Origin of the sequence: Butyrivibrio sp. NC3005 (assembly GCF_000424545.1) — a bacterium.
Lineage (GTDB): Bacteria > Bacillota > Clostridia > Lachnospirales > Lachnospiraceae > Butyrivibrio.
Genome location: NZ_AUKC01000036.1, coordinates 24,074 through 40,833, shown reverse-complemented (window position 1 = coordinate 40,833; position 16,760 = coordinate 24,074). Strand labels below are relative to the sequence as shown.

15 protein-coding genes are annotated in these 16,760 nt (G+C 38.1%); 1 reads left to right on the top strand and 14 read right to left on the bottom strand.

The genetic code is table 11. The features are described 5' to 3' along the window. From G634_RS20805 to G634_RS0110400, 6 genes are all read right to left on the bottom strand, one after another. A partial coding sequence (locus G634_RS20805) for a MerR family transcriptional regulator (protein ID WP_155830563.1) occupies positions 1-157 on the bottom strand: 157 nt, incomplete at its 3' end. Between the two features lie 562 nt (positions 158-719). Next, entirely contained in the window at positions 720-890 is a 171-nt protein-coding gene (locus tag G634_RS21605) for a hypothetical protein (RefSeq protein ID WP_242826804.1), read from the bottom strand. A gap of 2 nt (positions 891-892) precedes the next feature. Beyond that, complete coding sequence (locus G634_RS0110415) at positions 893-2,248, bottom strand: AAA family ATPase (RefSeq protein ID WP_026505248.1); 1,356 nt, start codon at positions 2,246-2,248, stop codon at positions 893-895. Positions 2,249-2,425: 177 nt separating this feature from the next. Continuing rightward, positions 2,426-3,052: a hypothetical protein gene (locus G634_RS0110410; RefSeq protein WP_026505247.1), complete on the bottom strand. Its 627-nt coding sequence runs from the start codon at positions 3,050-3,052 to the stop codon at positions 2,426-2,428. Positions 3,053-3,148: 96 nt separating this feature from the next. Beyond that, on the bottom strand, positions 3,149-4,921 hold the full coding sequence (locus tag G634_RS0110405) for a hypothetical protein (protein WP_026505246.1): 1,773 nt from the start codon (positions 4,919-4,921) through the stop codon (positions 3,149-3,151). Between the two features lie 152 nt (positions 4,922-5,073). Next, the gene (locus G634_RS0110400) at positions 5,074-5,703 is read right to left on the bottom strand and encodes a hypothetical protein (protein ID WP_026505245.1); all 630 of its coding nucleotides are present in this window, start codon (positions 5,701-5,703) and stop codon (positions 5,074-5,076) included. Between the two features lie 473 nt (positions 5,704-6,176). Between G634_RS0110400 and G634_RS20360 the strand changes: the two genes are divergently transcribed. Beyond that, positions 6,177-6,692 carry a helix-turn-helix transcriptional regulator gene (locus tag G634_RS20360; RefSeq protein WP_051233829.1) on the top strand — a complete coding sequence of 172 codons (516 nt, stop codon included), beginning with the start codon at positions 6,177-6,179 and terminating at the stop codon, positions 6,690-6,692. Between the two features lie 163 nt (positions 6,693-6,855). On the opposite strand, the gene G634_RS21895 is transcribed toward G634_RS20360, so the two are convergent. The 8 genes from G634_RS21895 to G634_RS0110355 form a co-directional block, all read right to left on the bottom strand. Beyond that, positions 6,856-8,907 (bottom strand): ABC transporter ATP-binding protein, encoded by a 2,052-nt coding sequence (locus tag G634_RS21895; RefSeq protein WP_330364810.1) that lies wholly within the window; start codon positions 8,905-8,907, stop codon positions 6,856-6,858. Then, positions 8,908-9,687: an ABC transporter permease gene (locus G634_RS0110385; RefSeq protein ID WP_026505244.1), complete on the bottom strand. Its 780-nt coding sequence runs from the start codon at positions 9,685-9,687 to the stop codon at positions 8,908-8,910. It lies immediately after the preceding gene. A gap of 106 nt (positions 9,688-9,793) precedes the next feature. Further along, positions 9,794-10,879, bottom strand: coding sequence for an Rpn family recombination-promoting nuclease/putative transposase (locus G634_RS18785; protein ID WP_051233828.1), 1,086 nt, complete (start codon positions 10,877-10,879; stop codon positions 9,794-9,796). A gap of 223 nt (positions 10,880-11,102) precedes the next feature. Further along, complete coding sequence (locus tag G634_RS0110375) at positions 11,103-12,581, bottom strand: class I adenylate-forming enzyme family protein (RefSeq protein ID WP_081676585.1); 1,479 nt, start codon at positions 12,579-12,581, stop codon at positions 11,103-11,105. Then, positions 12,532-13,959, bottom strand: coding sequence for a sodium:solute symporter family protein (locus tag G634_RS0110370; protein WP_026505242.1), 1,428 nt, complete (start codon positions 13,957-13,959; stop codon positions 12,532-12,534). Before G634_RS0110370 ends, G634_RS0110375 begins: the two co-directional genes overlap by 50 nt. Continuing rightward, positions 13,956-14,183, bottom strand: a complete 228-nt coding sequence (locus G634_RS0110365) for an acyl carrier protein (protein WP_026505241.1) — start codon at positions 14,181-14,183, stop codon at positions 13,956-13,958. Before G634_RS0110365 ends, G634_RS0110370 begins: the two co-directional genes overlap by 4 nt. A 35-nt stretch (positions 14,184-14,218) precedes the next feature. Continuing rightward, entirely contained in the window at positions 14,219-15,754 is a 1,536-nt protein-coding gene (locus G634_RS0110360; protein WP_026505240.1) for an MBOAT family O-acyltransferase, read from the bottom strand. Between the two features lie 72 nt (positions 15,755-15,826). After that, positions 15,827-16,645, bottom strand: a complete 819-nt coding sequence (locus tag G634_RS0110355) for a hypothetical protein (RefSeq protein WP_155830562.1) — start codon at positions 16,643-16,645, stop codon at positions 15,827-15,829. Between the last annotated feature and the right edge of the window lie 115 nt (positions 16,646-16,760).

The window sequence follows — 16,760 nt, the reverse complement described above, 5'->3', positions numbered from 1 at the left end:
TCATTACTTGGTTAAGTTGTTCATCAGAATAATATCTATAACCACTTGCTGTAGTATGATGTGGATGAAGTTTTCCGTTAGCATCCCAATTTCGTAATGTCTGCGCAGATACACCTATAATCTTTGAAAATTTATGTATAGAATAATATTTACTCAAAGTGCTAGCTCCTTTCAATATTATTATACATCAGCAAACTATAAAAGTCAACATCTATTTATATAGTTTTATAAGTATTATTCAACAGTTATTAACCTCCAAAACATGAAGGTAGTATCAAATCCACTACCATTTTTTAGTCATTAGATATATGCATATTCCAACTTTTTTCTGACTCATAACCTATCATATTATGCTCATAATATCAATATTTTATGTAAATTAATTTAAAAATATATATGATTTTTTCATCCTTCATGAATTCTCTCAAATTCCGTAAACGGAATCATTGCTTCCGGAGTGCTGACAATATCACTCAAATATGTTTGCCATTATGATCTCATCCCTATACGTTCCGTCTTTTAGCTTGAATTCCCTAGGATTTATTCCATATTCCTTAAATCCCATCTTTTTATACACATGCCTAGCCCTGTCGTTATCGCTGTATACCCCAAGCTCAACCTATTTCTAATATATCAAAAGTCTTTTTAGATGAAAAAGTTATAAAAATACCCCCCAAAAAACTCAGGTCCAAAAAGTAAAATTTCTGCGCATCAGTCTATCAATACATGATTCGATAATTACGAACAAAAGAAAAAGCACCAGCCACAAGTGCAATGCGCTCATGTACTGATGCTCCTTCACAAATGAAAAAATATTTTCTAAATGGCTCCATCTGCTCTTCATGATCAGATGGACGCTGGTTCCAGTTCGTGTATGTATGTACCGGCATATTTACTCTCCTTTCCGAAAAGAAAACTGCCTGAACACAGGAATAGCACCATATCTTCCTTCAAGATAAGCTTTGCTAAGCTTTTTGTCATATCTTTCCTTGAATCTGTCCAGAGAATAAATCTTGCTGGCATTGTCAGCATCTCTTTCAACGAACCATATCTCATCCCTACGGAAAAGACTCTGATCCATTATTGTATCTTCATGTGTAGTAAATACAAGCTGCATTCTTACACCATCATGAGCTTCCATGAAAAGTTTAAGAAAATGTTCTGTCAGCTTCGGATGCAAACTGCGCTCCAACTCATCAACAACAAATACAGTATCAGGTCGTTCTGTAAGGAGCATATCAATCAGATCAAACAATCTCTTTGTTCCATCTGATTCCTCAGAGAAATTAAAGTCAAAAACAGATTTGCCATGCTTTAGAACAAGAGTAGAAATCTCAGGTTCTTCTCCCTCTTTAATGCGAATATTAAAGAAACCACCTTCAACTCTCCAGGTCATCTGAATGCTTGGAAGGTTACTCATCTGAAGCTGAGCTTTCAACTGCGAAAAGATTCCCTGAACAACCTCCGCGGGGATCATCTTGCCCATTTCATCTATGGTAATCTGCCTTGTTTTTATCTCGGTAACACCGGTATCGAAAGTCTGAATCAGTTTGCTTATGTTCTCCAAAGATTCATCATTATAGTATGCTTCAGTATTTGAAATACCAATGTTTGGATTGATGACGATGATATTATTCATAATCCAGCTGAAAGCTTCTACCAAAAATATCAGCTTGGAATTCTCAGGATATTTCTTTCCTCGGTTCATCTCAGTCAAAAACAGCTGCGCATCCTGACCTGCAAAGTCCTCTGAATAAACGCTGAATCTGCTCTTCTCAGAAGCAGACAGCTTAACAGTTTCCCCAAGAACCGGTGCATTGCTGCCTTCCCTTATAAACAGTTGATGCGCACTGCCATCCTGCATCAATTCATACAGCCACTCCTCAGTAACCTTTCTTTGACTGAGTATTGCAGAAAAACCATATGCATAAAAGGTATCACCCACAGTAAATTGGATTTCAAATACACTTTCACGATTTTTATTTTCTTGTCTGTTCCTGCAAAAATCATTTGCTGAACCAACAGGTAGTCCTTCCATCAAAGCAGCTTTAATAAAATTAAATACAACAACAAGATTAGACTTACCAGAAGCATTTGCTCCATAAACAATTGCATTCTTCAACAATTGCGTCTGCTTGATTTTCACACGATGGCTCTTATTTCCCTGCATCTTACTGGAAGAAATCATTGATAATTCTTCCTTTTGATCAAACGATTTAAAGTTCTCTACAGATAATTTGACCAACATAATAAGCGCCTCCTTTCCAGGGTGTTCTTTAATTATAAGCTTTCAATTAAAGAAATTCAATATCTCATTTGCTTATTTAGAGATTTTTTCTCTGTTTAGCCACGTAAAACAGCAAAAAGCGCCATTTCAGTCGCATTTTCACCCCTACGGAAGATTAAAATCTTGCAAATGCCCTTCCTATATCTTTGAAGTATCTTCTTTCGTTTTTTCTTCCTTTGTACTCCCTTGTTCAGATGTACTTTCATCAGCATTCTTACTGCTAAAAGCAGTCATCACACTTGCCCCTATCATGCACATGCACAAGACCACCATTACAGTTATCCATATGACTGTATTTCTTTTGGTTTTTCTTTTTTGTTCCAATGTATCTTCAAGGATTTCATTATAGGCTTCCTGTTCTTTAAACTCTTCATGCAAAGCCTTATTACTTTCTTCTTTAGCTTTCTTTGCGGATGATGCAAGAGATGCAGCATTAGGGTTAACAGATACCCCTGTAGCAGAATCCGGCACATCAGTTCCATCTATGGCATATTTAGGGACATATTGCGTCGTATCCTTGAAATATATAGCATAGAAATCACCATCCTCTCCTGTTACAAAAACAGTATCTCCAATATTAAGATCCCTTATCTTCTCAGAACCCATCGAAGGTTCCCTGTATGCGCTTGTCGGTGATACTATCATGTTAACTTCACCACTTATAGCCGCATATGAACTTATATATATAGAGAGAGGAGCAATGAGTGAGTATACAATTATCACTACCGATATAATCTTTTTTATCTTATAAATATATATATTCAAAACGAATCCCCCTCATTTTGGGTATGTTTAAAGTAGTGCCAATTCTATAATATGAGGCAGGTGTCAAAAGTTCCTTTTGACCCTTACGTCATAAGATTATTCATTAAAATATAGTTTTAGATGTCCGTAGTATATAGCCGTATCATATTTGTCTCTAAGATCTGCATCAAGCGGCGTATCCGCATCTGTAATGATTATCGCATCGTGTGGAAATGCACTTATAAAAACGTCTTCTACCTCTGCATCAATTACATCGATAACCTTATCTCTTAGTCCGAACTGAACAACTTCTATATACGGAATGCCGCCTTTAAAGATATGTATTATCTGCCTGTTGGGATCTGCTTCTTCAAGTCTTTCAACTTTGTCAGTCAGCTGAACATCTGTGTATACATAAGGCTGAATAGAATACATGAACTTGTTGCAAGTGACAACTGATAATGCCAATTGGATTGCTATTAAACAGGCAAGCACCATGGATTCACCCGTTCTACGGGCTATAAAAATTATAAGACATACCACCCATGACAAGATCACACCGAATATAACTGCTCTTATAAGGAACGCCTTAGCATCTGTATCTTGATAAGACAACATATAACTAACACCCGCCATGGTAAATCCCTGAAGTTCGCTCATTCCGGTATTATTCCTACTGATAACGCTCAGAATAGGAATCATTAGCAAAACGTCTGCTGCAGATATGATGCCTGTGATGATAACAGGGTGCTTACTATAATACATGGCATATATACCGTATATAATCAGCACCGGAATCACCATATCTGTATATCTACCATGAAGCAGCAGATCAAGCCTTGCATTATCAGGTGACGGAGAATCTATCAGGTATACAAGAGCAACACCTATCTGCAATAAAACTGCCAGAAACATATATATGCCAAAAAGTGCTCTGCTCTTTGAACCTCTTTTCCTAAGAGATTTTATGCTTTTTATAAATAGTGATGTAACAGCTGATATTCCCCACAATCCCAGTCCATAGGAAGCAAGGCTTATATAAAGGACTTTGCCGGAGATATTTTCAAACATGTATTGCATACCCTGGGGAGTGAAAAGTTTTAATATCTTCGGTAATTGCCCGTTATAATCATTCCAATTGATAGTATCTTTAGAACTGAAAGTATAAACTTCCGATACTATATGACTTTTGATCACAAAGCTTACAGCAAAAACAACTGCTACAACTGCTATAAGTATCAATATGCCCATTCTGATCTTGCGACTGCCGCAGCTAAAAGCCCATACCAGAAGCGTCACCATTATCGCTATAACAGTTCCTATCATTCTCATATGAACCAGATATGCATACATGGAACATGCTACCAAAAGAAGTCCATTTATGATCCCGGGCTTTTTTAAAAACCTGTACATCAAAAAAGATACCAGCACGAACAAAAACAATATAAGGCTCTCTGACATAGTACTCTGCGAATACAATGACCAGGCAGGATACATCACACAGGATGCGCTAATTATCGCAGCGGCGCCCTCAGCCTTACCTGAACTCGCTATATTTCGTACAGAACAGATAAAAAAATATATAAGCCATACAGCTGCAATGCTCAAAGCAAAATTTATGAATATTGCTGCCCTGTATGCCGTTACTGCGTTTTTGAAAATATTAAAGATTATATATAAAATCAGGCTGTACCCATAAGAATAGTACGAACCGATAGATGTCACCTGCGACCAGTCATATCCGCTAAGTCTTGCAGCAGGTGACCAGTAGCCAAACTCATCCGGATAGGCCCAGAAACTGTAGATACCACCTAGTCCGCCCAAACATATACACAGGATGATAATAGATATAAAAACAAGAAATCGTCTGGATTTAAGATTTGTTCTCAAGGACTTTCCCTTTCAAGGAGCTTTTTTGCATAATAATAAAACTCATATAGTACGCTGGATCAAAATACCTCTTGAAACATATATATTCTATTAGTATTACTAAAAAAATGCGGAGTAGCTTGCGATACTGCCCCGCATTGTGCCTTATGTGATCAGATTACTACTATGAAATATGTGAAATGTCCGTTAGAAGGTGTGAAAGAAACAACTGTTCCATCAACAGTAGCATCAAGAACTGTTGTAGCTCCGCCACCAGCTACCTGGATAACCTTAACGGTTCCGGCAAGAGCATCTTTAAGGACAGCCTTAGCTGTTCCACCGTTCTTAAGTGTGATATCAGCATTAATAGCATCACCAACTACTGTTCCTCCAATAGCTGCTGCAGCTGCATTAGCTGAACCAAATGCCTTAGGAGATTCTTTGGCAGTCTTAGAAAATACTGTCTGCTTGTCGCCTGCAGTCTTGCCGTTAGTTGATGTAAGTATGAACGCCTTAATAGTCTTGGAATTTGTAACATCAACGGTTCCTGCTACATTAGTTTTAAGCGTTACGCCGCCAACAACTGCAGATGTACTTGCTGCTGTCTTCTCAGCCATAGTCTTATTGTGCTTCTCTCCTGCTGACTCCTGCTCTGTCTGAGTAGACTGTGTAGACTGTGTTGTCTGCTCTGCTGTCTTGGTCTTTTGAGCAGTCTTAGAAGCAGCACTAGCCTCCATAGGTACTATCATGATTGTTGCTGCCATTGATACAGCAAGGAATCTCTTTACGAACTTCATGTTCATATAGTCTTTTCTCCTTTCAACATTAAACGTTTAGGTTGGGGATAATATAAGCGATGCTTCATATTTACTTTCGCAATAAGCAAATATGATAACCGCCCACTTATATTTTACGATATTTAGAACATTAATCAACCTTTTTATGATATTCTGAATATCATTTTACTGTTTCATTTATGTTTATCGGGCGATATCGCAGAAAGTTAATTATATTATCATATAAATTACAGTTGATATTCTTAATATCATTAGGCTTTGTATTTTTCTATATCATGATAGAATTTTATTGTTTTATAAGTCCTCAACATCCCTATTTTTCAACAACTTGAATATTGTTCATTCTACTTAGGCTATAGTCAGACTTCTTGAGCACGTTAAGTTTTTTAGGCTTTATTTTTTATTACATTAAGCCATATCTTTTTTGACTTCTATTTTATTGCACGAAGCCGTATCATTTTTTATATTATGGAGAAAATATGTCAGAAACTAGATTTTCAGTATACTTAAGGCTATTGAGAGAATCCCATGGACTCAAGCAGAAAGATATTGCTAATAAACTCGGGATTACCAGAGCCACTTATTCTCACTACGAGAACGCAAGATTAACTCCACCAGCTGATACATTCTACAAAATCGGCAAAATATACAATGTACCAATCGAGAAGCTCATACACCTATCTCTGATTCCTCTTGATCCGGATTCCGATCCGGATTTTGATCCGGAGATATTGTCATTGAATGACGATCTGTTTATGGACCCAATCAATGAGAAAAGGCCTCCCAGTGATTATGTTGAAGTGATCCAAAAGATGTCAGATATACATAACGATTTTCTGATGGCCATGAACAATACCTCTAAGAATTCCATGGTCAAGGAACTCAGAACTATCGATAAAGAACTCATATTCTACTATCACAGACTTCCTGAAGAAATGCAGCAAGTAGTGATCGATCTGCTGCGCAATATTCTGGTAAGGTCTTCTGATACCTGAAATGAAACTTTATATATGAATCAAAAAACTCCTAACGAAAGGCATCTTCATACCTTACATTAGGAGTTAATTCTATGGAAACACCACTTTAGCTAATGAAAACGCTACACTAACTAATGAAAATGCCGCTCAGACTAATGAGATTGCAGGCCGTTTTTCTTTTTCAATTTCTCTTAAAAATCCTATTCCAAGCTGACATTATCGCAAAAGAAATAAGAGCAGTCAAAATCCAAAGTATAACAGTTCCAATAACGAGAAATGCCAGATGCGGACCCTCCTGCAAAATCGCACTTGAGATCAGATATTTTCCAATTATCATCATCGCTACGCCGAAGATCAAATATATACCCACTAAATTGCCATATACAGTTTCAATAAGCTTTGCAACTCTTGGGTACATCTCATCTACCTTAACCCTCGCCAAAAGGTCAAATCCCATTATGGCCATGATTGAAATTCCAAAATATGTAGGTTTAATGAGGTAATCAACTCCTCTGTTATCAAAAAAAAGCTGCGACCACAAAGAAAGAAAAAAGCCTGCCACAAACATAAGAACTTCCTTGCTACCCTTCAACATTCGTTGGCTGTATCTGGATATCAGGTGTCCCACACAGAAATAGAATACATAACACACTGTTCCAGAGTAAAATGGAAAGCTCGGTTCTCCGCCATTTGCCTGACCATACATATCAAATCCCGGAAACATAAAAATAAATATCCAAAACAATATCAGTAACAATTGCAGCGCCCTTGCGCTCAATAGCTGAAGAAAACGTGCCACAAAAGGCGTAACAAGTAGCATGAGCCCCAAAAATCTTGCTGTCCAGAGATTTGGAATATCTATATACTTAATAAGCAAAGCTTCCCTTAACCATACACCAAAATCTAATGGTCGCCCTATCCAAAGCATCAAAAACACCTGATATATCAGAACCCATGTCTCCCATATAATAAAAACTGGTAAAAAAGTCTTTCTATAGTACAAATATACTTTCTCTCCAGAACTATAATCCCTTTCAAGAAGCTCAAATCCTAATAATATCAGGAGCATTGGAAGACCAACTGCTCCCAAAATAAAGCTCACATATCCTACAACTTTGGGCCAAAAACTGAGTTTATTCTCCACATCATAATTTATTCCGAAAACATTCTGGCATGCAAAAAAGAGCATGAAAAGAGCCATTGCAATCACGCCTGCAGCCTTCTTCCCCTGGGATCCACCACCCTGCCATCTGAAAGAAAAAGCTTCCTGCATTTTCTTTCGCTCCTCTAGGCGCAAAGCTTTCTTTTGCAATCTGCGATTTTTCTTATTGTCCTGAGCTGCTGGTTCGTCCCCCTCTATAACTGCATCAGCTTCATCATTTATCTGGTCAGGACTAACACCATTATTATCATTAGCAGATACTTTTCTCTGCCCTTCTTCAAGCTCATCTCGTTCTTCGCGCCTGCGAGTCATTGCCTCCTCATAATGATTGCAGACTGTTTCAGTGTCACCATCCTCACGTATCTGACCACCCTCAATCCAAATACACCTGTCAGCAATCTCTTTTACCTGGCTCATAGAATGTGATACTAGTACAACAGTCACACCTGATAAGCGTAGTTCATCCAGCTTTCGTATACATTTCTCCTGAAAAGCCTGATCACCTACAGCCAATATCTCATCGATCAGAAGGATGTCCGCATCAACATTTATGGCAACAGAAAAAGCCAGGCGCATGTACATACCAGATGAATACGTTCTGATTGGATTATCTATGAACTCCTCCAGCTCAGAGAACCTTATGATCTCATCAATCCTCTTATCAACTTCATCTTTCTTGATTCCAAGAATTGAGGCATTGATATAAATATTCTCTCTCCCGCTCATGTCAGGATGAAAACCCGCCCCCAATTCTATAAGACTAGATACCTTACCATATACAGTGACTGTACCTTTGTTAGGATACAGTATCTTAGTAAGCATCTTAAGCGTAGTTGATTTACCACAGCCATTCTGCCCGATAAGAGCTACAGTCTCTCCTCGATAAACTTTAAAAGTTATTCCTTTTAAAATTTCCCGCTCTTCATACCTAGAACGCCCTGGATTTACAAAGGTCTCTTTTAGCATACTTCCCTTGTCATAATAGACGCGGAAATTCTTATAGACATCATTTACATCTATGATCACCTGGCTTGAAACATCTGCAGATATTACGTTCTTGTCCATTCCCATTTACAGTTCCTCCGCAAATCTCTTCTCAAGTATTTTAAAAACAATGCTGCCAATAATTATGTTAGCAAGCGCAAATGCTAGAGCTTTCAGCATATATGTCATATCCGGTGCAACTTTATAATACAGTACTTGTTGATACATACTGATGATATAGAGCATGGGATTACAGTAAAAAACAGGAAGATACTGCTGTGGAATAATATCAACACTATAAAACATCGGTGTCACATACATCCAGACCATCATAACTACAGACATAATATGTTCAATATCCCTAAAATATACTTCTACTGCTGATAATAGAAGCGCAAGTCCTAGAGAAAAGAAATATTCAATCAACATGACAGGTATGAGCCAGCCCTGAATTTTTAGATTAACTCCCCAGCCAGAAATCAAAAGAATACTGTATATAATGCCAAAAGAAATAAGAAGATTAACAAAGTTAACTGTAAGAGATACTATTGGAAGTATCTGGCGCGGAAAATATACTTTTTTTACCAAATCCCCCTGATATCTGATAGATCCAAGTCCCTGAATCACTCCCCCGGTAAAAAAATTAAATGGGAACATGCCCACTATTAGATACAAATGAAATTTCTCAATACCACTTCTGAATATCTGTGAAAATACAAATGCATAGACAAGAATCTGCAACAGCGGATTAACATAAGTCCACAAAAATCCAAGCACAGATCCTTTATACTTACCTCGCAGTTCTCTGTGGGTAAGCTCAAATATCATATCTCTGAATGTCCAGATGTTCTTAATATCTGCAAGCATATACTATCTTCCTTCCGGTAAAAGAATAAACAAAAAACTCCTAATGTCCGGCAATTTCATACCTTACATCAGGAGTTTCTCTTTGTTATTCGGTTACATAGTGCTACTACTGATTTTTTGCAAATTCTGACTTTTGTTTTTGATCAAAATTATATAGTTCTTCATATATCTTGTCAGCATTATAATCCGGTGCATACTTTGAAGCAATTTGGCTGATACGTCTAATATGTTCCTCATCCTCAAGCAGATCGGTCGCTATCTGTTCAATAGACTGACCAAGGCCAATCTTACCGCAGACTTGCTTGATGAGTTTTATTTCCTCACCAATGCCAAGTCCTTGTTCTCGTCCAATCCTACGCTCTTCCTGAACATTGACAGTAGCTTTAAAGTTAGCAAATAAATCACTCATATGACGCTCCTTTATCTGACTTACAAAGTCCTGAACCTCATCTTCTGAAACATGATGCTTCCTTAGTAGTACAGCAACTACTCTGGCAAGAACGTCAAGTACATCTTGAGGTGCATTGGCAGATAGATTGTCCAAATAGTCTTTTGGCAGATTCAGCGAACTAAACTCATCTGTATTCCTTATCTTATTCAGAATCATGAGAAGTGATAATCCATCATTCTTCTTAATAAGCTCTTCGTTCCCGTGATCAGCAGTATTGACTAAATGATATTCATAATCCGGAATATATGGTCTAAAAATGTCACTTAGTGCCACTCTGCTCTTCAACGTCTTGTCTGCAGTCCAGCTACTTTCACCATTGTAATACACAATCGGAAAAACAGGCGGATACTTAAAGCCTTTAAGCTTACTAATATCCGGCACCCTCTTCTCCTCGCGCCTCTCATAGTCATCCCAAATATAGACCATGTAGCGCAATATCTGCATACTTACATTATAGTCTACGCTGGATTTGTGTTCAATCAGAGCTATAAAGATTTCTTCACCATCATTCACCCTTACTTTCTTGACCACATCAGCATTTCGCTCTTCTGTAAACATCGGAATATAACGTTCTGTAACATCTGTTATATCCTCTGCCCGAACGCTCTTAAGAAGCTCAATACCTGAATAGTCCCTTAATAGCTGCGCACATAGAGTAGGATTTTCAAAGATCAGCTTTGCTCCATTATCCTCTACCTTGCTGTTCTGAATCTGTCCATTAGCAGTATCATTTTCCTGCATACACATATGCCTCCTTCAATAAAACTTAATATCTTTCCATTCGTTGAAATCGGCATCTGCAAGAACTGCTTAGCCTCTCCAGATTGGAAAAAAGAATTGTGAAAGACTTTCACAACTTTGATAGGATAGCATATGTGTGCTGTATGAGCAAGTCCTAATTCCTAATGTAAAGTATGAAATTGCCAAGGTTCAAATTATAATCAAAGAATCATAAAGTAAGAACTTACCTATATGACTTCCTATCTATCTTTCCATTGTATGTTCTCCTAACGCTCTCCACGAATTCAATCTTATGAGGAACCTTATAAGCTTCAAGTCGCTTTCCCATAAATGAAACAAATTCTTTTTTATCAAAAGAGTTCTCATCCTCTACTACAAGTAGAATCTTGAGAGAATTACCCACTATATTATCGGGAACTGCTATGCATATGCAATCCTTGACACCATCATAGTCGAGGGCTTCATTCTCAACTTCAGTAGGTGCAACCTTTAATCCTCCTACATTAATTACATCGCCTTTTCTACCAATAATATAGACAAATTCATCCTCAATATATCCAATATCATTTGTATAAACCACACCATTCTTTAAAACTTCTGCCGTGAGATCAGGCTCACCTCTATATCCGGACATATTTACCTTTCCTTCGCACGCAATTAGCCCAGGATTATCCTTTGAAGATTTTATTTCTAACTTGTCATCATCTACGACAAATACATTTGAATTTGGCATAGCCTTCCCAATGCAACCTATTAGGTTCTTGTATTTACTATATTCCAAGATACACACAGATGCTGATTCAGAAGATCCATAGTTGTTGTATAGTCTTGTTTTAGGAAGAAGTTCTATAAGTTTTTGCTTATCATGTTCTGGTAGTGGAGAAGTTGCAGATTCAATAAAATCAATCACATCTATGTATTTCCCAATCTCATCTCCTGTTAGCACAAACAAAGTTCTAATAGATGCTGGCGGAAGGCAACATGCAATCTTACCTTTTCCATAATTAAGCGCATCAAAAAACTTTTTCAGATTTTTCATTCCATTAAGAATTATTATTGAACTGCCATTCACAAATGTTGTAAAGAGTTTGCGTATGGCATTAGCATGATTCAAAGGGCCTGGTGCTATCAAGACAGTATCTTCGGCATACTTACACCCAAAAATCAAGTTCTCAGCTGTAGCTACTAGCGCTCCATGTGTAAGTTCAACGCCTTTTGAAGTTCCTGTTGTACCTGTAGTAAACAAAATATCTGCTAAATCATCTTTCTTAGGAAATGATAGTTCTATCCCAGTAGCATTATCATAACTTATTCTATCTGCTAATCTGATAACTTCGTCTACCACATTTCTGTCCAAACACCTATAACCAGCTGCTCTTAGTCCAGTCTCTAGAACAAAGTCAGCTCTCATCTTATCAGCAATTTCCAAAAGTATATTACTAAAAACATTATTCTCTACAGAGCAAACTACTCCTCCGGCAAGATGTATAGATAAATAGATTACAACATAAGCAAGATCCTGACTCGCTCTTGTCACAATCACATCACCATGTGAAACGCCAGATTTCTTAAGTATTTCTGCATATTTTTGACACATTCTATATAGCTGTCCATAAGTAGTCTCTACATCATCTACAATAACAGCTATTTTTTCAGGCATTTCTCCGGCCTTTTTCGCCACATACTCTACTATGCTCTCCATGTTTATTCCTCACAAATCTCAAAAAAATCGATGACACAAGCGCCGCCAATACTGCTATATATGTCTCGGAAAAAAAAGGATGTATAGGATAATTACCTGTGACTGTCTTATAAATAATCCAGAAAACACTTACAGTCGCAGTCATAAGCATCGCAATAATTGCATCGAGTTCATTTATTCTTCTATTTATAATGCCCATCAATAGGATTATAAATAGGCTTCCTCTTATACTGTATGCAAAATAAACAATATCAAGAATAGTATTACCGGACGCCAATGATATCGCCAGTATCATACATATCAATCCACTTATTGCAGTAGCTCCCCTAGAAAATAGTATTCTTCTTCCCTCATCAAACTTTTCAAAATTAATTATATCAGTCAACATATCCTTTATTATTATTGTTCCACATGAAAGGATAATAGGTGATGCTGTAGAAATAACTGCTGAAAATAGAGCAATCATCATTATAGTCGACATGACAGGATTTAATGACGTTAAAAGCATGGGAAGTACTAACTTTGGATTCTCCAGATTTGGATACCATATTCTGCCAACCATCCCTAATAATGCAGTTATAATCCCAAGAGGAGCCACAATAAAAGCAATAATCATAGAAGCTTTTACAGCTACCTTTTCATTCTTAGCACATAATATAGGTTGTAGGCCCGCTTGTGCTGTACATGCACCCAATACTGATGCTATTATCCACGAAACGACTTTTGGAATACCAATTGAATCCATAGAAAAATACGAAGCAGGTAGCTGAGTAGCAATCATATTCCATCCCAACTGCCTAACACTGACCAATGCTGTAATTGTCATGCCAACAACAAGTACAACTATATGAATCAGATTTGTTTTAGCTATAACAATATTTCCACCTATTCCTGTATATAAAACAACAAATGTTCCACCAACCAATATTGATATTGCAGTTGAAGTATGAAACAATGTTTCGCCAAGAGTCCCTAATGCAATCATCTGCGATGTTCCAACCGCAAACAAAGTAATAAGAATTAGTATCCCCGATACCTTACCGGCTTTTACCCCGATATATTTCCCTATTATTCCTGAAACCGTGGTAATTCCTGTACGTCTGAACATTCTAGCAAAAAACAAGGCTAGCACAAGTATTCCAATTCCATTTGCAATTGTATACCAAGCACCAGATATTCCATACTTATAGCCATACTCTGAAACTCCAGTAGTTGATGTACCGCCCATCCATTCGCCTGCACCTATTGCTACACACATCGCAACACTAAGGTTATTGCCAAAAAAGGCAACAGAATTATTCATTCTGCGTCCAATAATAACTGCTACTGCTGTTATCAATATGAAGTACACACATACAATTGCAGTTACTTCACTCATCCTTGTAACCTCTCAACCATCTTGGCCAGTGCGTTTACCGAATTAAAGTTCTCTTCAACAATTTCCTCATAAGGGATTACAATTCCAAACTCCATGGTCAGCAGGGCAATTATCCCTGTTATTGTAAGCGAATCCAGAATTCCGTCATCAACCAGCGCATCTGATGCTGCGAAATCGATCTCAGGATATTCATTACTCAGCAGTTCCAACACCTTCTCTTCCATAGCCTGTCATCTCCTTTATCAACTTGAGGATTCTATTAAAACTTCATATAAACGAAATCGCTTGCGTTATATCCCGGTCCATAGATCCCAAATATCAGGATAGTAAACAAAAGCCCATAATATATAACCCACCTTGGCACAATCTGTTTCTGCGCGATCCAGTCCCTGCCGGATTCGCCATTTTCCTCATGCCTGCTCACGAAGTACAGAAGAACCAGGAACAGGATAGCTGCTACAAAGTTTGGACGGTTAAGACCCATATTGAAAATTGTTCCATCCACCAGTTCCCAGGGATAGAACTTTATGGAAAAAATCTTTCTCCAAACTTCCAGTGTTACTTTAAAATCCCCGGGAATCGTCATGAATCTGCTTATCACAAACAGACAAAAAGTCCTGAATTTCCTGAACAGATGCCATTCCCTGGAATCCGTATTTATATGGAGCTTCACACACAGCTTGCCAAGGGAAGGCCCCAGTAGCATACCAAGAATTATCAGTACGCCCCAGTAAATGCCCCATACTACATAGTTGAGCCCTGTTCCATGCCATAGTCCTGTAAGTATCCACACAACTGACAGCGCTATGATCGTGGACACATTCTTGGCAGCGCTCATTCCGAAACGCTTTCTGACCTTTCCCATCAGCTTCATCATCCTGGGTGCAACAGAAATTGGCATATACACATAATCCTTAAACCACACTCCCAGAGTGATGTGCCACCTTCGCCAGAACTCAGCAGTACTTTCTGAAAAGAACGGGTGATTAAAGTTTCTATCAAGTTTTATGCCGATAATTTCTGAAAATCCGGCAGCTATATCCATACATCCCGAAAAGTCACAGTACAGCTGAAACGCTCCGAATATCGTAGCCACAAGAAGCATGCTGCCGGACTTATGGTGGTAGTCCCCATATACTGTATTTACAAATATAGCCAGCCTGTCCGCAATAACCAGCTTCTTGAAATATCCCCACAACATAAGCTGAAGCCCATAACACAGATTCCTGTAATCATACCTGTGCACCGCTACCAGCTGCGGCTCTAACTCTCTGTACTTCACAATTGGCCCCTGCAGCACCTTTGGGAAATAACTCGCAAAAAGTAAAAGCTTGAAATAGTTCTTTTCATACTGCTCCTTGCGCCAATAGCAATCCAGCACATAGCCGATAAGCGAAAACGTATAATAAGAAATCCCCAGCGGAACTATGATGCTTACGCCACCCTCAAGGCTCAGGCTCTTCACAAGAAGCGTTCCCACCTTCACATACATCAGCAGCGCCAGTAAAAGAATTACTGCCACAGTTGCAACAATCCTTCCATATTGCCTGGCTTTCTTTAATTCCTCTTTGTCACCATCTGCCGCCTTACTGTACCTCAGCCCGATCATACTTCCCGCCACCCAGGCAATCCATGCCAATAGCATAATGAATGGCAGCTTTTCCCAACCCCATGTTGCATAAAAAATTATACTTGCGATGAGAAGAACTACCCACCGCATCCTCTCCGGAACGTGAAAATATACTAGAAGTAATAAAACTAAAAATATGAAGAAGAAAAAAGACGTAAAACTCATGATCAACATCCCCCAGTTTTTATTCACGGATTCCAGCAACAAGATACAAAAGAATCATCCTTGCAACGTTATCTATGCAGTTTCTATACTATCAAGCCATGCTTTCAATTCTGCATATGCCTGCAAATCTAGTCTATAGTAATCAAAGCCATAACCTGACACTCTAACGGCATTAGTTATTCCAACATTAACATTTTCAGGTCCGGTATAGCTAAATGCATACCAATAATCTGCAGAAATCGGAACTGTCTTGCTCTTCAGAGACAATAGATAACCACATTCTTCTTTGAGATTATAATCCGCATTCTTCGCTAATTCCCGCATAAATAACTCGTGTATCTCCATAACTAATGGATATGCATCATCAGCTAATTCAAGCAGATTGATCCTTTTGTCTGTGAGATTTTCAAGAAGCTTCCTATTATCGTTGCCTTTTCTAAGGTCGTTTTTTAGGACATCAGCCTCTGCCCACAGAAGAATGTCGTTGTTTCCGACATGAGTACCATGTACTATATCACCCGCATGCATGATATAATCTCTCATGATATGGAGTAAATTGTAACACTGATTTGTATCGTATTTCTTCTCCATATCTTTGTATATATCTATATCCCTTTGTTTCTTTATATGCCCAAACGTCTTTCTCCAATGACTAAAAAACACATCTGTCTCCAAGAAATAAGAACGTACCATGCGCTCAACCTTATGCTGTCCTCGGATAGTTATAGCTGCTTTTGTTTCTGCCATTTCCTTTTCCAGTGCTTTAAATTCCATATATGCATCATTAAAAGACTGAACTCTGTATACATTATTCACAAAGCTCTCAACTCTTCCAGCGGATATAAAAAGACGTTCCGCTTCCGATTCCGTAAACGCTAAACATGGTTTCAATGGCAGTTTCCTTCCTGCCTCTCCAGGATGTTTGCTGGGGTGACCATCCATATATACAACTTACTTCATTACATAATCACCTATCATTTCTGCCAGGATTGAACTAATGACATCA